This is a genomic window from Streptomyces sp. NPDC019443 (assembly GCF_044389785.1).
Classification (GTDB): domain Bacteria; phylum Actinomycetota; class Actinomycetes; order Streptomycetales; family Streptomycetaceae; genus Streptomyces.
Window position 1 is genome coordinate 717,225 of sequence record NZ_JBIRYJ010000003.1, and the last position, 17,816, is coordinate 735,040.

Genomic DNA, 17,816 nt, shown 5'->3' on the forward strand with positions numbered 1-17,816 from the left:
GTGCGGGCCCTCGCGCTACGGCCCGGTGATCAGGCGAAGATCACGCAGGAGGCCGCGGGGGCGTCAAGGGAGCCCGCCCTGCGCGGCACGCCGGTCTTAGGGTCGATATCGAACCAGGTGACGTCCCCGGAGCGCTCGTTGGCGGCGTACAGCCTGCGTCCTGTCGGGTCCAGGGCGAGGTCGCGCGGCCAGTGCCCGCCGCACGGCACCGTGGTGACCAGCTCCGCCTTCTCGCGCGTCTCGTCGAGCGCGAGTACGGCGATGCTGTCGTGGCCGCGGTTGGCGGTCCACAGATGCCTGCCGTCGTGCGAGACGACCACCTCGGACGGGTAGACGGGCCCATCGACGCCGTCCGGCAGCACCGGCGTCTCGCCGACCGGTTCGAGCACACCCGCGTCCGCGTCCCAGCGGCAGACGGTGAGGGTCGGCTCGAGCTCGTTCAGCACATAGGCATGACTGCCCGCGGGGTGGAAGGCGAGATGGCGCGGGCCTGTTCCGGGGCGCAGCGCGGTCTCGCCGTGCAGGGTCAGCTCACCCGCATCGGGGTCCAGTTCGCAGATCCGTATGGAGTCGGTGCCGAGGTCGACGCCGAGCACCCAGCGCCCGGTCGGATCGGGCAGCACCTGGTGAGCGTGCGGGCCGCGCTGCCGTTCCGGGTCCGGTCCCGCGCCCTCGTGCTGCAGTACGCCACTGGCGGCGCCCGGCTCTCCACCGGCCCCGACGGGGAGCACGGTGACGCTGCCCGAGCCGTAGTTGGCGGTCACCAGATGGCCCGCCGCGAGCGCGAGATGGGTGGGGCCTGCGCCGCACACCGGGATCCGGGCGCCGATCGGCTTCGGCGATGGCCCGTTGACGTCGAAGGCCGCCACCGCGCCCTCGGCGGTCTCCGAGACGGCGTAGAGGACCGGGCCGCCGGATCCGATCGCGATGGCGAGATACGACGGGTCGGCGATTGCGTCACTCGCCCCCGTCTCGGCGAGCGCACCGGTCTCCCCGTCCACGGCGGCGGCGATGATCCCGCGGCCTCCGGCCGAGGTGAACGACCCGATGAATGCTCGCCCGGCGCCCTTGTCACCCACAGCGTTTCCCTCTCCGCCGTCTGATCGCTTGTTGCCCGGCCGACGGTAGCAGGTGCGGTCTAGACCAAGTCCGTCTACTGCCCGCCCCGTTCACCGAGAGCGCGCGCCTGCGCCTCGGGGTGGTGGACATAGGCGGGCCGCCGCTGGGTGGGGTCGTACGTACGGTGGAAGACGGGCGTCGCGGAGCCCGAGATCGGCGGCACGATCCACGACCAGTCGGCGCCGACGCAGCGGCCCCGGCTCGCCTCCCGGTCCAGATGCGTGAGGAAGCGGCGGGATTCGGTGTGGTGGTCGGTGACGGTGACACCCGCGCGGTCGAAGGAGTGCAGCACGGCGCGGTTGAGCTCGACCAGCGCGCGGTCCTTCCACAGCGAGCGGTCGTTCGTCGTGTCGAGGCCCAGCCGGTCGGCGATGCGCGGCAGCAGGTCGTAGCGGTCGGTGTCGGCGAGGTTGCGGGCGCCGATCTCGGTGCCCATGTACCAGCCGTTGAAGGGAGCTGCGGGGTAGCAGATACCGCCGATCTCCAGGCACATGTTCGCGACGGCGGGTACGGCGTGCCAGCGCAGGCCCAGCTCCGCGTACCAGCTCTCCTCCGGATGGTGCAGCTCCACTTCGAGCACGGCGTCGCGCGGCAGCTCGAACCAGCGGGGCTTGCCGTCGCCGTCCTCGATGACGAGCGGCAGCAGGTCGAAGGGCGTGCCGGGGCCGCCCTGCCAGCCGAGCCCCAAGGCGACGTCGGTGAGTGCGACGTTGCGGGGGTCGCCCACGGTGGGCCCGTGGGCGGAGCCGTAGCCCGCGTACCGTACGAGCTGCTCGTTCCAGATGCGCGGGCCGGGGCGGCCGGGCGCGTCCGGGGCGAAGACGGTGATCATCGGGCGGATGCGGCCGCCGTTGGTGGCCTGGCGCAGGTGTTCCGCCGACTCGCGTGCCACGGAGTCGGCGTTGTCGATGTGTCTTCGGTCGCGTATCCGCAGGGAGCGCCAGTAGAGGCGGCCGATGCAGCGATTGCTGTTGCGCCAGGCGACGCGTGCACCGTAGACGAGTTCCGCGCGGGTGTGGCGGTATGTGCCGGTCTCGTCGATCTCCGCGAGGACGGCGGCGATCCGGGCTGCCGGGTCGCCCGCCGCTCGCTCCTCCAGGTGGTGGAGACGTATGAAGTCCTCGGCCTCCTGCCGGTCCACCTGTGCGCCGGTCAGGCACAACGGTCTGAACAGAGACTTGGGCATGGTGCGCAACCCCCGGGCTCGTGGAGGGACGTACATGGATGCCGCTGTGGTTACCCCTTGAACGGCCTGATCCACCCTGTGTGTGCCGGGGGAATTTGCCTCATTCAAGGGCTTTGCGACTATTCCCCAGGTCAGGCAGGCACGAGAGGAGCGCGCGGAGAGGTACGCAGGGGCGCGTCCAGCTCCGCGAGCGCCCGCTCCAGTGCCTGGAGATGCGTGAGGGCCGCCTCGGCACCGGGGTGGTGCTGAGGCACCGGTACGGAGTCGCTGTGGGCCTTCGCCTGGCGGGTGGCGGGCGGCACCAGGGCGTGCACCGCGGCCTCGACTCGGTGGCAGGCGGCAGCCAGCCGCGCGTCGTGCGAAGCATCCGGGTCGGCGGCGACGGCGGCGAGGCCACGGACCTCGCGTGCGCATTCGTCCAGCAGCACGATCACCTGGCGGGCGCGCGCCTTGCGGGCCCGCAGCGGGCTGAGCGGGTGGACGAGCGGGGCGAGGGAGAGTCGTACCCGGCCGAGCAGCAGCTCCAGTTCGGCGGCGAGCGGCGCCGGGTCGGCCTGCTCGTCCCCGGCCAGCCTGCGCGCCGCAGCGGTGGTGCAGCCGTGAACGCAGTGCAGGGCGCGCCGGATCCAGGCGTCGGTCGCCGCATGCGTGGTGACGGGCAGGATCAGGGCGACGCCGAGCGCCGCACCGAGCGCGCCGACCGCCGTCTCCTCGAACCGGAGCAGCAGCAGCCCGGGGTGCAGCACGCCAAGCAGCCCGTACAGCAGGCCGGCCATGACGGTGACGAAGAACATCATCCAGCTGTACGAGGGGGCGGCCGTGTAGAAGATGCCGAAGACGCAGACGGCGACCAGGGCTGCCGTAGGCACGGGCGCGCCCGCGATCGGGATGGCGATCAGCAGACCGGCGGCGATGCCGGTGACGGTGCCGACGACGCGGCGGAAGCCGCGCACCAGGGCCTCGCCGCGCGATGCAGTATTGACGAAGATCCACCAGGCGGTGCCGACGGCCCAGTACCAGCGGTCCGGCGAGATCAGCTGCCCGGCCGCGAGCGCGAGGCCGCAGGCGAAGGTCGCCTGGAAGGCCTGCCGTGTGGTGGGGCGGGCGAGTCCGCGTCCGGGGAGCGGCGTGGGAGCCGCGGGCGGCGGCGTGCGCCGTTCGATGCACCACAGGCCGAAGCGGACCGCCGAACAGGTGGCTAGGGCCAGCGCCACCGATGCGTACAGCTCCGGCAGCTGGGCCGGGACCGCGTGCAGGAACTGGGTGACGAAGAACATCATGAAGGCGAAGATCCCCAGCGCGTGCCCGCGCGGGCCCCAGCGCCGGGCGTAGACGCCGCAGAAGACCACGGCGAGCCAGGCGGCGGCGCGCGGCAGCGGTTCGCTGTGCAGGGTGGTCGCCAGGGCCAGGACCGGGAATCCGGCGGCCGGGAGCAGGGCGGTGGTCAGCGCCTGGGCACGCACGGACACGTCGGTGACGGTGAAGAGTGCCAGCAGAGCCGCCAGGCCCCCGGTGATGGAGGCGGTCAGCGAGAGCCCGGCCAGTTCGGCCGCCGCGACGGCGAGGCTCACGCCGATGACGGCGCGCAGCGAGTTCCTCAGACGCAGACGCCCCGGATCCGGAGCCACAAACATCCTCTTCACGGCGGTCGGCCGCCCCTCTTTGTCTTGCCTCACCGCCCGCCGCGGGCCGCCGGGGGTGGTGGGGCGTCCGCAGGCACGGCGAAGGCGCCGCGGTCCGGATCCGGCCTCGTTGCCGTCCGGCGCTGCGCGGCGCCGATTGTGCATGGATGCGACACAGATAAGCATCTGTAGGGGCAGCGGCTCAACACATGCTCGATGGGCTGTGCCATTGGCGCACCACAAGGTAAAAATTTCAGCCACGAGGAGGCCAACGGACCAGGAGGGCAAGGTCCAGCGCCGGAGGCCACCCGGGGGAGCCTGAACGCCGCGGTAGGCCGTAGCGGCACCGGCACGTGTCCCGGCAGCTCGACCGGCCCCGGTCATCCGGAGTCCTTGTCCGGCCGCGGAGCCGCTTGTACGGCCGGACCGGGGCCCGGGATGTTCCTCAGGGCGCGATGTTGTGGTTCAGACGGAACAGGTTGCCGGGGTCGTAGCGTCGCTTGATCGCCGTCAGTCGGTCGTAGTTCTGACGGTAGTTGGCCCGGACCCGGTCCTGGTCGTCGTGGTCCATGAAGTTCACGTAGCCGCCCTCCAAGGAGGAAGGCTCGAGTGCCGCGGCGAAGGCGCGCGCCCAGCCGACGTTGGCCTCGCAGTCGGCGCGGGTAGGGAGGGTCGGGCTGAGTGCGGTTGCGAAGTCGGCGTCCCGGTAGGTGAATGCGGTCTCCTCGGGCCCCACTCTGTGGCAGGCGCCGTCGATGGGGAACACCACCGTCGCGCTCTGGATGGTGGGCGTCGTGGCGCCGTACTCGACGTACGCGTCGATGGCCCCGTCCGGCAGGCCCTGGCTGAAGGTGCCCTTCCAGTAGTGGAAGAGGCCCGCGGGCAGCAGTTCGTCGAAGAGGGTGTTGATCAGCGGATACGGTATGCGCCCGACGTGCTGCCCCACCACCGGGCCGAGCTCGTCGAGACGGGCACGGACCTGGTCGTCCTGGGCCTCGGGACCGGTCCAGCAGGTGACCACTCCGCAGAGCGGCCGTCCGTGCCACCGCTCGGGCAGGAACGGGAGAGGCGGGCCGAGCGCGACGACGAGCAGGGCGCTGAACTTCTCGTCCGAGTCGGCGATCAGCTCCCGGTATCTCCGCATCACGTCCCCGTCGAGCGGGTAGAACGTCGGCCCGCCAAGAATGTCGGCCACGGGGTGAAGCCGGTACTCGAAGGACGCGACGACCCCGAAGTTCCCGCCCCCGCCGCGCAGTGCCCACAGCAGGTCGGCGTTGTGCTCCTGGGTACAGGTCAGGAAGGACCCGTCGGCCGTGACCAGGTCGGCCGAGATCAGGTTGTCGCAGGCCAGCCCGCAGCGCCGGGCCAGATAGCCCATGCCGCCTCCCGTGGTGAGCCCGCCGATACCGGTACTGGACACCACGCCGCCCGTGGTGGCCAGACCGAAGGCGTGCGTGGCGTGGTTGACATCGGCCCAGGTGCAGCCGCCCTCGGCCCTGGCCGTACGCGTCTCGGGGTCGACCCGAATCCCGCGCATGCGCCCGAGGTCGAGCACGACGCCGCCGTCGCAGGTGCCGTGGCCAGGGACGCTGTGACTGCCGCCGCGCACCGCCAGTAGCAGATTCTGCTCCCGGGCGAAGTCCACGGTGGCGACGATGTCGCCAGCGTCGACGGCCCGGACGATGATCGCGGGCCGCTTGTCGTGCATCGCGTTGTAGACCTTGCGGGCCGCGTCGTAGTCGGGTTCGCCGGGCTGGATGATGTCGCCGCGTACGGACCCCTGCAGCCGCTCCAACAGCGTGTCGTCGAGGGCTGGTGTGTAGGTGATCATGGCCGCCACCGGCTTTCCGCGTCTTCGGACATGGGCACAGCACTGTTGTAGCCACGGGGCCGGCCGACGCTCATCGCCGGAACCGCCCATATCGCCGAAGCGGGCATGGGCAGAACAGCCCATGCTCCGCATCGCGTACGGGATCACGCAAGGCCGTGCGCGTACGCGTACGCCGTGGCAGCTGCCCTCGATGACACATCGAGCTTCGCGAAGATGTTGTTGAGGTGCCGGGCGACGGTGTGCTCGCTGATCACCAGCTCGGAGGCGATGGACCGGTTGGTCCTGCCCGCGGCCACGAGGCGGAGCACTTGGACCTCGCGCTCGGTGAGTTCGCCGGGGAGCCGATGGTGCACGGCGCTGAGCAGGGCCGCCGCCCGCCGCGCGTCGGGCACCGCGCCCAGATGCGCGAAGACCGCCTGCGCGGCTTGGAGTTCCAGCCGTGCGCCTTCGTCGTCCCCCGCGGCGCGGTCGGCAGCGGCGAGGGTCATACGGACCTGCGCCGCCTCGTACGGGACTCCCAGTTCCAGCCACAGCGACAGCGCCCGGTGCAGCAGGGGCAGCGCACGTTCGAGGTCACGGTCGGCGAATGCCACCGCGCCGCCCGCCGCCGCGGCGGTCGCATGCAGCACCGTGCTCTCGGACTCGCGCCGCTGCTGCCACTCGCGAGCGGTCGACTCCAGTTCGTCCGCTGCCGTACGTGCCTGGTCGAGCTGTCGGAGGGCGAGCGAGACCTCGACCTGGGCCGCCAGCATCCGGCAGCGCCCGAGGCGGCCAGGACCACCGCCGCCATCCCCACTGTCCTCGGCCGCCAGTGCGACCCGCAGGGCGGCAGCGGAGGAGTCGGCCTTGCCCTGAGCCAGGCGCAGCAGCGCGAGGCCCGGCTGCGGGTCGCGGCCGAGTTCGTGCGCGCGGTCGTACGATGCCTCGGCCTCGGCCAACTCACCGCGCCGCCGCTGGATACCCCCGGTCAGGTAGAACGCCTCCGCGGCGATCCTCGCCTCGTACGGCAGCAGCTCCCTGCAGGTGAGGGCGGCTTCCGTCTCGGCCCGGGGCCAGTCACCGCACAGCTCCAGCACCTCCACCCGGTGTACCCGGCACAGACCCCGGAAGTTGTTCTCCTCGGGCATCGACGCGCACCAGGTCATGGCGGCGTCGGTCCACTCGACGGCTCGCTTCAGGTCGGCGGAGGCCATGCACTGCTGGAGTCCCAGGCAGTAGATCCACCCGGTGAAGAACGAGCTGAGCTCACCCGCCATGGCCGAGCACATGGCGTCATCGAGCAGTGCGAGCCCGCCGGCGACCCGCCCCTGGGCCAGCAGCACGCTCGCCTGCGCCTGGGTGCTCATGGCGAGGAGATCCGGGCTGCCGCAGCGCCGCGCGATGCCGGCCATGCGGTGGGCGCAGCTCATGGCCTCGTCGAATGCGCCACGCTGCTGTGCCTCTTCTGCTTCGACCCAAGCGAGATAGCACTGCTCGACACACTCGGGCTCGCTGCTGAGGTGCTGCCGGGACCGGCGCAGCCAGCCGGCGGCCGCGGCCGTACGTCCCGCAAGCTGATATTCGTAGAACAGCATCCAGGCGCTGAATCCGGCCTGCCGGGCGGCGCCCGCCGCCACGTAGCCGGAGTAGGCCTTTGTCCGCGCTGCGATCGATTCCTCGACGCGGCTGGTCCACCAGGCGGCATCGGCGAGTGCGGCAAGGTCGTCGGAGGTCATCCGGTCATGGTCGAGGTCGCTCAGAGCGGCGTAGGCATCGGCCCATGCCTCGCGGGCGACAGCGTCCCTCGCCTGCTCGATCGCCCGTTCGGTGCCGGTGATCTGCTCAGCCACCGCGGCTCCCTTCCCGCTCTCCGCGAGCCGGACCACCCCTCACCAGGATAGGAGCGGGCAGCTCCGACGGGCGACGACCATCCTCTTCGCACATCCCTCTGCACAATGGCTCAACTCGATCGACGCAGGCTGGCCATTGGTACAGTCATGCACTGGAGTACCGGACCAGACGGAGGCCAGCGGACCATGGCGGTGGACGCGCTCGACACCCGCATCCTGCGGCTGATGATCGAGCAGCCGCGCACCAGCGTGCGCGAGTACGCCCGGATCCTTGGCATCGCCCGCGGCACCCTGCAGGCCAGGATCGACCGGCTTGAGCGGGACGGCGTGATCACGGGCATGGGACCGCACCTCTCCCCCGCGGCCCTCGGACACCCGGTCCTCGCCTTCGTCCATATCGAGGTCACCCAGGGCCATCTGGACGAGGTCGGCGACGCGCTCGCGGCCGTACCGGAAATCATCGAGGCGTTCTCGATCACCGGCGGCGGGGATCTGCTGACCCGGGTCGCCGCGCGCGACAACGGACATCTCGAGGACGTCATCCAGCGGCTGATCCAACTGCCGGGCGTGGTGCGCACACGCACCGAGATGGCGCTCCGGGAGCGGGTGCCGCACCGGCTGCTGCCGCTGGTCGAATCGGTCGGCAGGACGGCCGGCACCTCACGCTGAGCCGCGCCTTGGCATGCTGGACCGCATGAGCAATTCGCGCACCCCTTCGGTCATCTTCGATCTCGACGGCACACTCGTGGACAGCGAGCCGAACTACTACGAGGCAGGGCGCAGGCTCCTGGCCCAGCACGGCGTGCCGGACTTCACCTGGGAGCACCACACGCGCTTCATCGGCATCAGCACGCGGGAGACGCTGGAGATTCTGCGCGGGGAGTACGGGATCGAGGCGCCGATCGACGAGTTGCTGGCCGGGAAGAACCGGAACTATCTGGAGCTGGCCCGCGCCTCGACGGAGGTCTTCCCCGAGATGCGGAAGTTCGTGGAATTGCTGCACACGGAAGAAGTGCCGATGGCGGTGGCATCCGGCTCGTCCCGCGCCGCCATCGAGGCGGTGCTGGCGGGCACCGGCCTTGACGCGTTCATTGAGACGGTCGTCTCCGCCGAGGAGGTTGCGCAGGGCAAGCCGGAGCCCGACATCTTCCTTGAGGCCGCGCGCCGCCTGGGGGCCGGTCCCGGCGACTGCGTGGTGCTGGAGGACGCGCCTCCGGGCGCGGCGGCCGCACACTCGGCCGGCATGCGCTGCATCGCCATTCCCTACGTGCCCGCGACGGCCGACGACCCGGCGTTCCGGGCAGCGGGGCTGCTTTTCGCGGGCGGGCAGGGCGAGTTCACGGCGCGGGCCGCGTACGACTGGCTCGTCGCGTAGCGGGCGGCCGGTGCCCACACCTGCGGACCTTGGCGGAGGCGGGCTACGGCTCGGGGCTCGCCGGCGCCCGCGGTGCCCTCAGGAAGCCTGCCGACAACGCCACCACGATGGCGCAGATCGCGGTCCACGCCGCCCAGATGGTGGGCGCTGGAACCTCGTAGACGGCGCCGAACAGCGCACCGCCGGTGATCGCCATGCCGACGAGGGAACTCACCCACACCAGAGGCCTGTTCACATGGTCGCGCAGCCCGCGCGGTGCGCCGAGGCACATGGCGAAGTAGATGGCGGCCAGGCTGAAGACGCCGAAGGCGGACAGCCAGGCGAACCAGCTGACATGGTCCGGGAGTCCCGGTACGGCGACCGCACCACCGAAGACCTGGCTGACCAGGATGGTGGCGAGATAGGCGACGCCGACCACGACCGTGCCGCCGACCGGGGTGCCCCGGCGTGCACTCTGCTTGCCGAGCCGCTGCGGCAGCCAGCCGTCGCGGGACATCGTCAGCACACCGCGGGTGACCGAGACCGAGACGCCGATGTACACGGCGAGCATGTCGAGCACGATGACGAGTTCGACGAGCCGTGCGACCCACGGGGCGCCGAACATTCCGGGCGAGGCCAGGGCGACGAGCGGGGCACCGGCGTTGTCGGCCACGGCGTCGACGCTGAAGTGGAAGCCGGCGATCTGCGCGTAGCAGCCGAGCAGGAAAAAGACCGCGGCGGTGAACAGGGAGATCAGCACGGCTCTGGGGATGAACCGCTCGGGCTCGGCGGTCTCCTCGGCGAGGTTGGCCGCGGCCTCGAAGCCGGTGAAGAGCAGCACACCGTAGATGACGGAGAAGGCGATGCCGCCCCAGCCCTGCGCCGAGCTGGAGGGTTTGAAGGCGGACAGGCTGTTGTCGCCACCGACCTTGACGATCACGTAGATGAAGAAGATGGCGAGCACGCCGATGGAGACGAGCGCGAGCACCAGCTGGGCCCTGACCGAGACCTGGATGCCGACGTGCACGATGGTGAGGAGAACGGCGAGCAGGAGCAGCTGCCATGCCCAGACGGGCAGGGCGGCGACGCCGAACTCGGTCTTGAGGAAGTCGTGCAGCGTGCCGCCGATGAGGACGGCGATGCCCGCCCCCAGGACGAGGACGCCCAGGTAGTAGACATAGCCCGCGGCGGCGCCGACGCGGGTGCCGAGACCTGAGGTGACGTAGTCGTACAGCGAGCCGGCTGTCCGGGTCCGGCGCGCGTAGGCGGAGACGATCCAGCCGACGCCGAGCATCCCGACGGTGCCCAGGAGTACGGCGAGCGGCGCGGCACCGCCGGCGCCCTTGCCGGTGGCGGTGGTGACGCCGACGAGCATCGGCAGCAGAAAGGACACCGCGAAGGCGGGGCCCATGAAGCCGACGGACTGAGCGACCACGTCGACGAGCGACAGTGAGCCGGGCGGTCTGCCGGGCTGGGCTTCGGTACCGGGTGATGATCGTGCGATGCGGCGCGACATCAATCGCTCCATGGGGAGTGGCCCCGCGGCCGGGCGGTGACGGAACGGCGCTGACAGAGGGAGTGGCCTGGTCACACCCTTACCAGGAGGCCAACCGGAATATGGCGGGTCAGGCCTCCCGCGTGGCGGGTTCGTCGGCCGACAGCGGTGTATCGGCCGACAGCGGTGTAGGCGTGTGACGCGCCGCCCGCTGAAAGCCCTCCCGGCCCGTTTCCCGGCGTCGCCGGCGCACTGCGCTACGCCGCCGAGGACACACATCCAGCCCGGCACGCTGCTCGCCGGTCTCACCGACGACAAGGTCGACGTCTCCTGCCACCAGTGCGTGGACCGGCTGGGCCGCGGCCTCACCGTCACCGCCCGAGTGGCGGACGCGTCACCGTCGAGGCGGTGGAGCGGCCCGGCTCGCCCGGCTGGCTCGTCACCGTCCAGTGGCATCCCGAGGACATCGCCGCCACCGACGCGACGAGCCGAGCGCTCTTCGAGGCCCTCATCGGGGAAGCACGCCGCCGGTAGCTACGGGCTCGCCCGTTTCGAGCAGGCTGCACCAGAAGTTGACCAAAGAGATAATTACGCCAGGACCCGGAGCAGTGAGCGCCTGCCACAGATCAAGAAGTGGGGCGGAGCAATGCACGACCCCGTATTCCACGACGCTTCCGGCGTGCTGTCGGAACCGGACGACGAGGCCTATGCCGTCCTGGATGTGCATGGTGTGCTGATGAGCTGGAGCCCGGGGGCGGAGCGCCTGCTCGGCTACACGGCCCAGGAGGTCCAGGGGTGGCGTGGGACTGATCTGCTGCACAACCGCTCGGACGCTGCCGGACTCGTAGCGCGGTGTGGGCTGGATGAAGTCATCCAGCTGGGGCAGGCGGTCCTGCGGCACCGGAGCGGGCACGGAGTCGAGGTCGCGTTGCAGGCACGTCCCCTGGAGTCCACACCCGGTGACCGGCAGTGGCTGATCAGGGTGACGGATGCCGAGGCAACGCGACGGCACGAACTCGGCGACGCGCTCCTGAGGGGACTGTTCACCGAATCGCCCTTCCTCATCGATGTCTTCGACAAGCAGTTGCGCTTCGTGGCGCAGAACGATGCGCAGCGTCGCGCCGGGGGATTCGTGGCCACGGAGTTCACCGGACGCACGATGTCCGAGGTGGCGCCTCCCGGGCTGTTGGACATGGCGGCTCTCGAGGCCCGGCAGCGGCAGGTACTGGAGAGCGGTGAGGCTCAGATCCAGACGGAGGTGCGTGGCCGCACACCCGACGACCCCGACCGTGAGCACGTCTGGTCCGAGTCCATCCTTCCGCTCCGGAGCCGGTCCGGGGAGGTGATCGCGCTGGCGCACGCGGTGGCCGATACGACGGAACGGGCCAGGGCACGGGAGCGGTTGGCGCTGGTGAACGATGCGAGTACGCGCATCGGCAGCACCCTGGACGTGCTGCGGACCGCGCAGGAACTCGTTGATGTGGCCGTCCCGCAGTTCGCCGACCACGCCTACGTCAACCTGCTGGACCCGGTCTTCGGCGGCGAGGACCCGGTAGCCGAACCCGTTGGCGAGGCCGTGCCGCTGCGCCGTGCGGCGAGCTCCCCACCCGCCGGGGCGTCGGCGGACCCGGTGGTCGCGACCGGCGATGTCGACCCTTTCGCTTCGGGAGTGGGATCCCTGTTCGCCGGAGCCATGACGAGCGGCGAGCCCCTCCTGCTGACAGGGGAGCAACTGGCCACCGAGCTCACCCCGGTCGATCCCCGGCGTGCCGCGCTGATCCATGAACACGGAGTCCACTCCTGGCTGCTGGTGCCGATGTCCGCACGCGGTGCCGTACTCGGCGCGGTGGTCTTCATCCGCTGCAGGCGCGCCCACGGGTTCGAGACGGACGATGTGCTGCTGGCCGAGGAAATCGTGGCGCGTGCTGCCGTCTGCATCGACAACGCGCGCCGGTACACCCGGGAGCGGACGACGGCTTTGGCGCTCCAACGCAGTCTGCTGCCCCATCGAATGCCGGTGCTCGGCGCCGTGGAGGCGGTGTCCCGCTACCTTCCGGCGAGTAGCCATACGGTGCCGGGGGGTGCCTGGTTCGACGTGATCCCGCTGTCGGGCGCGCGGGTAGCGCTGGTGGTAGGGGATGTGAAGGGGCACGGCCTGCACTCGGCGGTGACCATGGGGCGGTTGCGTACCGCCGTACGGACACTCGCGGACCTCGATCTGTCACCCGAGGAGTTGCTCACGCATCTCGACGACCAGGTCAGCCGGTTCCAGGACGAGTACGCTGATGGGCTGACGGGCACGGCCGCGGGCACGACCTGTGTGTTCGCGGTCTTCGATCCGATCTCACGGCTGTGCGTGGTGGCACGGGCGGGTCATCGGCCGCCCGCTCTGGCGACGGCTGACGGCAAGGTCGAGGTTCTCGATCTGCCCGGCGGACCTCCCCTCGGGCTCGGCGGAGCGCCGTTCGAGAGCGGCGAGGTAACTCTGACCGACGGGGATCTGCTCGTCCTGTACTCCGACGGTCTGGTGAAGTCGCGGGATCAGAGCATCGATGTGGGTGTCGGACGACTGCGCGAGGCATTGTCCGACGCCCAACTCGCCCCGCTTGCCGGTCTGTCCCGTCCCGGACACGGACTCGATGATGTCTGCGACGTGGTGATCGGCCGGCTGATGCCGTACCGCCCGCACGACGACGTGGCACTCCTGGCGGTACGTGTACGTGAGCTGGATCCGGACCACCACGTGACCTGGGAACTGCCGCCCGAACCCGAGGTGGTGGGCCGGGCCCGCACGCTCGCGGCCCGCAAGCTGGCCGACTGGGGCCTGGAGGAGCTGGAGTTCACCACAGAGCTGGTGGTCAGCGAACTGGTCACCAACGCCATCCACTACGGCACTCCGCCGATCCAGTTGCGGCTGATCCGCGACCGCAACCTGATCTGCGAGGTCTCCGACGGCAGCAGCACCTCCCCCCACGTGCGGCGCGCACTTGACACCGACGAAGGAGGACGCGGGCTGTTCATGGTCGCGCAGGTCGCCCAGCTCTGGGGCACCCGCCACCACGACCGTGGCAAGACCATCTGGGCCGAGCAGCCCTTCCCCGACGGCGACGGTGCCTTCACAACGGACCTGCGGGGCTCACCCGGGTGAGCGGCCACTCCGGTGGCCCGAAGCTGTCGACCAGGCCCACGCCGGCTTCGCCGCACTCCAGAACGCCGACGTCCCCCGACCCCGCCCGGACGCCATGACGCTCAGCCCACGACCGTGATCAATCTCAGCGCCAACCACGGTTCCCTTGATCCCCGAGGCCGGATTCCGCGTCCGTCGGCGGACCCGGCTGCCGCTACCCGGCGCCGGAGGTACCGGTGGCCATCGGATGGCCGTTCACGAAGCCGTTGCCCACGGTCGGCTCCCGAAGTGTCACAACCGCCTCGGCCGGCCGCCGGCGGCGGCGAGAGTGGCCCCGAAGGACGAACCGGCCTCGATCCGCGGCGCGGGCCCGTACGGATGGGGACGCGTCATGTGGATCGAGCCGAGCTTCTTCGGGCAGTCCTGGTGGAAGCCGCGCGCGACGGCGAAGGCCTCGCACCCAGATGTACCCAAAGGCGCCGAGAAGCCAATGGAGGTTCAGGTCCGAGGCCGCCGGCCGGAGCGCCTCGGCGCGGGCTTCGCCCCGCCCAGCAACTCCTGGCGCCGCTCCTCCCCGCGCTCCTCGAGCTGGGCGACGATGGCCCGCAGCCCGTCCGCGAGTCGCAGGCACTCCTCGGCGCTGAGCGGCGAGGCCACGAAGGCCTCCTCCTCACTGAACACCGGGAAGAGCCGCTCCATGAGCGCCTCCCCCTCCTGGGTCAGCGAGAGCAGTACCCGTCGGCCGTCCTCGGGACAGGGCGCTCGAGAAACCAAGCCACGCGACTCCAGCGTCCGGGCGACGCCAGTGAGGGTGCCTTTGGTGATTCCCGCCTCCTCGGCCACATGGCGGGTCTCCGTCTCGTCCCAGATCCACAGCACCCAGAGCACCACGAACCCGGTCCAGGTCAGCTCGGCGGGGCGCAGCACCGAGTTCTCCAGGTGCTGCCGGACGGCGGCTGCCGCACGGTGAATGCCGGCGACGGCCGCCATCTGTTCCCGCTGCAGCCGGAAGTCGCCGAGCTTCGCCTCGACGGCCTTCTCGGTCTCGATGATGGATCGATGGCCGGACACAGGCTCCCCTCGGTCGCGGCTGGCAGCGCGCCGCCCCACTTCGTTCGTTTGCCCCCAAATATTACGCTCCCACCCCGCCTTCACGCGGGCTCCGCAGGAGCCGATCCCCCTCGATGCACAGGCGAATTGCAGGCGGGCTCTTGTGGCGATGTCATCCCGCCCAAGTCATTTGGCTTCAAACAAGTATCTGCGGCTTCCACAGTGCGCCCAAGGCACAGATCGCATGTGCACCATGGTGATACGGGTTTCCACACGTACCGCCATGCCTTGCCCGTACCCCCAGGAGACCGACGGTGAGCACTGATCAGTCCGGACAGATCCAGCAGAAGATCGAGGCGCTCGCCGCCCAGGGCATCGACGTCGTGCGCATCACCTACCCCGACCTCATGGGCTCCGACCGCGGCCGGGACATCCTGCTCCACCACCTGCCCAACGCGACCGGCCACGGCCTGGCCTTCTGCCGCGCGATCTACCACACCGGCGCTCTGGGCGACCACTCCGACGTCCCTGGCGGGCTGGACGCCGGAATGCCCGACGTTGCCGTACGACCCGACCTGAGCACCCTTGTCCCGCTGCCCTGGGAACCCGGGGTGGCCTGGTGCATCGGCGACGCCCGCGACCCCGAGACCGGCCTGCCCGCCCCAGAATCCCCCCGCGACCTGCTGCGCCGGGTCACCGGACAGCTGGCCGAGAGCGGGCTCACGGCTGTCATCGGCCCCGAACTGGAGTACGTCCTGCTCGACCCGGCCCCGGACTCCCCCACCGGCTGGCGTCGCTACGCCGCCACCCCCGGCAATGTCTACACCGTCGGGCGCAAGGGCGACCCGGACGGACACCTGTTGCGGACGCTGCGCCACCTGCACGGCCTCGGCATCGGCGTCAGCGGCGGCAACAGGGAGTACGACGGCGGGCAGTTCGAGATCAACCTCGACCACTCCGAGGCGCTGGACGCCGCCGACCGTGCCTTCCGCTTCAAGGCCGCGGTCAAGGAACTCGCCCGCGCCGAGGGCCGGTTGGCGACCTTCATGGCGAAACCCCTCAATGACGGCGGCGGTTCCGGCTTCCACCTGCACATCTCCTTGGTCGACCCGGACAGGCGCAACGTCTTCGACGCGCCCGGACAGCCCTTCGGACTGTCCGACACAGCCCGCCACGCCATCGCCGGTCCGCTCGCCCACGCCCCCGCACTCGCAGCACTGTTCAACCCCACGATCAACTCCTACAAGCGCTTCGGCCCCGACACCACCGCGCCCTGGCTGATCGACTGGGGCCTGGACCACCGCGGCGCCATGGTGCGAATCCCGCCCGAGCGCGGCAGTGCCGCCCGCCTGGAAATGCGCCTCGGCGACGCCACCGCCAACCCCTACCTCGCCATCGCCGGCCTGGTCGCCGCCGTCCAGTTGGGCATCCGGTCCGGGGCCGAGCCGCCCACCCCGACCGGCGGCTACGGCTACGATCCGGCCGGCGCCCCCAAGCTGCCGACAAGTCTCGGCGAAGCGCTCGACGCTCTCGAAAGCGACCACGAACTCACCGAAGTGCTCGGCAAACCCTTTGTCGACGCCTTCCTGATCTTCAAGCGCGACGAGCTGGCCCGCTTCGGGCGGCATGTCACCGACTGGGAGTTCCGCGAGTACGCCCAGCTGCTCTGAAGCGATGTTCCGGGGCAGCGGTTCAGGCGCGTTTGGTGGAGTCGAGGTGGGCGAACACCACCACGTTGTCCGTGTAGTCCTTCGCCTTCTTGTCGTAGTCGCCTCCGCAGGTGATCAGACGCAGCTGCGGGGAGGGGGTGTCGGCGTAGACCCGCTCATTGGGGAAGCGCGCCTTGCTGAAGGTTTCGACGGAGTCGACTTTGAACGTGGCGACGGTGCCGTCTTCGCGGGTGATGTCGACCTTGCTTCCAGCCTTGAGCAGGCTGAGCTGCAGGAATACGGCCGGGCCGGTCTTGGTGTCGACGTGGCCCGCGATGACTGAGGTGCCGCGCTCGCCGGGTGTGACACCCCCCTCGAACCAGCCGACGAGGTTGTTGTCGTCTGCGGGTGGCGCGTCCAGCTGTCCGGAGGGGCCGATGGACAACGCCGTGAAGGGCGCGTCGACGGCGATCTCCATGATCGAGATCCGCTTCGGGGCGGACCGGGGCAGCACCAGATCGTCGGCAGGGGCTACAGCCCCGGGTGCGGCGGGGGCGGAGACCGCAGCGCGGGCCGGCGGCTTGAGTCCCATCGAGGCGCCGACGGAGTTGTAGATAAGGAGGAAACCCAGCACAACCGCCAGAGCGGGCCACAGCAGGGCACGGCCGATGGGACGGGAGGCAAGGGCGATACCGGGAGGCTGCTGGGCGGTCATGCGAGCGTGCCTTTCGCGTACGAGGCGTCAGTGGGGCGCGGACAGGCGATGGAACAGTGCGGTGCGGGAAGGGCAATCGCCGCGGCCACCGCCCGGGAGGGGCGGCGGCCGCGACGGCAAGCGAACTGCTACAGGTTCGACCCCATCAGGCCACCGAAGTACCCGACGAGTTGCGGCGGCGCAGCTTGTACGCCCCTGCGCCGAGACCACCGAGCATCAGCACCGCACCGGCACCCAGGCTCCCGCCGGACATGGCCAGGGCACCGCCACCGGTGTGAACGCCACCGTTCGGCTTGTCGTGGTCGCCCTTGTCGTGGTCGCCCTTCCAGGACTTGTCGTAGTCGCCCTTGTCGCCCTTGTCGTAGTCGCCCTTGTCGGACTTCTCATCCTTGTCAGACTTCTCGTCCTTGTCAGACTTCTCGTCCTTCTCGGACTTGTCGCCCTTCTCAGACTTGTCGCCGTAGCTGTCCTCGTCGCCCTCGGCAGGAGTCATGGCCAGGGCGCCGCCACCGGTGTGAACGCCACCGTTCGGCTTGTCGTGGTCGCCCTTGTCGTAGTCGCCCTTGTCGTGGTCGCCCTTGTCGTGGTCGCCCTTGTCGTGGTCGCCCTTGTCGTGGTCGCCCTTCTCGGACTTGTCGTAGTCGCCCTTGTCAGACTTCTCGTCCTTCTCAGACTTGTCGCCCTTCTCGGACTTCTCTTCCTTGTCAGACTTCTCGTCCTTCTCGGACTTGTCACTCTTCTCGGACTTGTCGCCGTAGCTGTCCTCGTCGCCCTCGGCAGGAGTCATGGCCAGGGCGCCGCCACCGGTGTGAACGCCACCGTTCGGCTTGTCGTGGTCG

At 70.3% G+C, this 17,816-nt stretch carries 13 protein-coding genes and 2 pseudogenes; 5 read left to right on the forward strand and 10 right to left on the reverse strand.

Annotated features, from left to right (window positions below):
• Window positions 1–29: 29 nt before the first annotated feature.
• The 5 genes from ACH492_RS13650 to ACH492_RS13670 form a co-directional block, all read right to left on the reverse strand.
• Window positions 30–1,079, reverse strand: a complete 1,050-nt coding sequence (locus ACH492_RS13650; RefSeq protein ID WP_398985964.1) for a lactonase family protein — start codon at window positions 1,077–1,079, stop codon at window positions 30–32.
• Between the two features lie 74 nt (window positions 1,080–1,153).
• Window positions 1,154–2,305 carry a nitric oxide synthase oxygenase gene (locus tag ACH492_RS13655; protein ID WP_398985966.1) on the reverse strand — a complete coding sequence of 384 codons (1,152 nt, stop codon included), beginning with the start codon at window positions 2,303–2,305 and terminating at the stop codon, window positions 1,154–1,156.
• Between the two features lie 131 nt (window positions 2,306–2,436).
• Complete coding sequence (locus ACH492_RS13660) at window positions 2,437–3,939, reverse strand: FUSC family protein (RefSeq protein WP_398986227.1); 1,503 nt, start codon at window positions 3,937–3,939, stop codon at window positions 2,437–2,439.
• Window positions 3,940–4,372: 433 nt separating this feature from the next.
• The gene (locus tag ACH492_RS13665; protein WP_398985968.1) at window positions 4,373–5,758 is read right to left on the reverse strand and encodes an FAD-binding oxidoreductase; all 1,386 of its coding nucleotides are present in this window, start codon (window positions 5,756–5,758) and stop codon (window positions 4,373–4,375) included.
• Between the two features lie 143 nt (window positions 5,759–5,901).
• Window positions 5,902–7,587: a response regulator transcription factor gene (locus ACH492_RS13670; protein ID WP_398985970.1), complete on the reverse strand. Its 1,686-nt coding sequence runs from the start codon at window positions 7,585–7,587 to the stop codon at window positions 5,902–5,904.
• Between the two features lie 186 nt (window positions 7,588–7,773).
• Between ACH492_RS13670 and ACH492_RS13675 the strand changes: the two genes are divergently transcribed.
• Together ACH492_RS13675 and ACH492_RS13680 are read left to right on the forward strand one after the other, a co-directional pair.
• Entirely contained in the window at window positions 7,774–8,256 is a 483-nt protein-coding gene (locus ACH492_RS13675; protein WP_356229641.1) for an Lrp/AsnC family transcriptional regulator, read from the forward strand.
• A 25-nt stretch (window positions 8,257–8,281) separates the two neighbouring features.
• Entirely contained in the window at window positions 8,282–8,962 is a 681-nt protein-coding gene (locus ACH492_RS13680; RefSeq protein WP_398985973.1) for an HAD family hydrolase, read from the forward strand.
• 43 nt (window positions 8,963–9,005) lie between these two features.
• Here the strand turns inward: ACH492_RS13680 and ACH492_RS13685 are convergent, their stop codons facing one another.
• Window positions 9,006–10,457, reverse strand: a complete 1,452-nt coding sequence (locus tag ACH492_RS13685) for an APC family permease (protein ID WP_398985975.1) — start codon at window positions 10,455–10,457, stop codon at window positions 9,006–9,008.
• Window positions 10,458–10,844: 387 nt separating this feature from the next.
• On the opposite strand from ACH492_RS13685, the gene ACH492_RS13690 reads away from it, so the two are divergent.
• The gene (locus ACH492_RS13690) at window positions 10,845–10,970 is read left to right on the forward strand and encodes a hypothetical protein (protein ID WP_398985977.1); all 126 of its coding nucleotides are present in this window, start codon (window positions 10,845–10,847) and stop codon (window positions 10,968–10,970) included.
• A gap of 112 nt (window positions 10,971–11,082) precedes the next feature.
• Window positions 11,083–13,584: a SpoIIE family protein phosphatase gene (locus ACH492_RS13695; protein ID WP_398985979.1), complete on the forward strand. Its 2,502-nt coding sequence runs from the start codon at window positions 11,083–11,085 to the stop codon at window positions 13,582–13,584.
• Between the two features lie 217 nt (window positions 13,585–13,801).
• Here ACH492_RS13695 and ACH492_RS13700 read toward each other — a convergent pair.
• Together ACH492_RS13700 and ACH492_RS13705 are read right to left on the reverse strand one after the other, a co-directional pair.
• Window positions 13,802–14,032 (reverse strand): annotated as a pseudogene (locus ACH492_RS13700) (acetoacetate decarboxylase); the annotation flags it as partial.
• Between the two features lie 29 nt (window positions 14,033–14,061).
• Window positions 14,062–14,634, reverse strand: coding sequence for a MarR family winged helix-turn-helix transcriptional regulator (locus ACH492_RS13705; RefSeq protein WP_398985981.1), 573 nt, complete (start codon window positions 14,632–14,634; stop codon window positions 14,062–14,064).
• Window positions 14,635–14,927: 293 nt separating this feature from the next.
• On the opposite strand from ACH492_RS13705, the gene ACH492_RS13710 reads away from it, so the two are divergent.
• On the forward strand, window positions 14,928–16,283 hold the full coding sequence (locus ACH492_RS13710) for a glutamine synthetase family protein (protein ID WP_398985983.1): 1,356 nt from the start codon (window positions 14,928–14,930) through the stop codon (window positions 16,281–16,283).
• A gap of 22 nt (window positions 16,284–16,305) precedes the next feature.
• On the opposite strand, the gene ACH492_RS13715 is transcribed toward ACH492_RS13710, so the two are convergent.
• Window positions 16,306–16,977, reverse strand: coding sequence for a class F sortase (locus ACH492_RS13715; RefSeq protein ID WP_398985985.1), 672 nt, complete (start codon window positions 16,975–16,977; stop codon window positions 16,306–16,308).
• A 145-nt stretch (window positions 16,978–17,122) separates the two neighbouring features.
• Window positions 17,123–17,816 (reverse strand): annotated as a pseudogene (locus ACH492_RS13720) (hypothetical protein); the annotation flags it as partial.

Coding starts and splice junctions, on each gene's coding strand:
- ACH492_RS13655 (WP_398985966.1), bottom strand. CDS start 2,305: ATGCCCAAGTCTCTGTTCAGACCGTTGTGCCTGACCGGCGCACAGGTG.
- ACH492_RS13660 (WP_398986227.1), bottom strand. CDS start 3,939: ATGTTTGTGGCTCCGGATCCGGGGCGTCTGCGTCTGAGGAACTCGCTG.
- ACH492_RS13665 (WP_398985968.1), bottom strand. CDS start 5,758: ATGATCACCTACACACCAGCCCTCGACGACACGCTGTTGGAGCGGCTG.
- ACH492_RS13675 (WP_356229641.1), top strand. CDS start 7,774: ATGGCGGTGGACGCGCTCGACACCCGCATCCTGCGGCTGATGATCGAG.
- ACH492_RS13680 (WP_398985973.1), top strand. CDS start 8,282: ATGAGCAATTCGCGCACCCCTTCGGTCATCTTCGATCTCGACGGCACA.
- ACH492_RS13685 (WP_398985975.1), bottom strand. CDS start 10,457: ATGTCGCGCCGCATCGCACGATCATCACCCGGTACCGAAGCCCAGCCC.
- ACH492_RS13695 (WP_398985979.1), top strand. CDS start 11,083: ATGCACGACCCCGTATTCCACGACGCTTCCGGCGTGCTGTCGGAACCG.
- ACH492_RS13715 (WP_398985985.1), bottom strand. CDS start 16,977: ATGACCGCCCAGCAGCCTCCCGGTATCGCCCTTGCCTCCCGTCCCATC.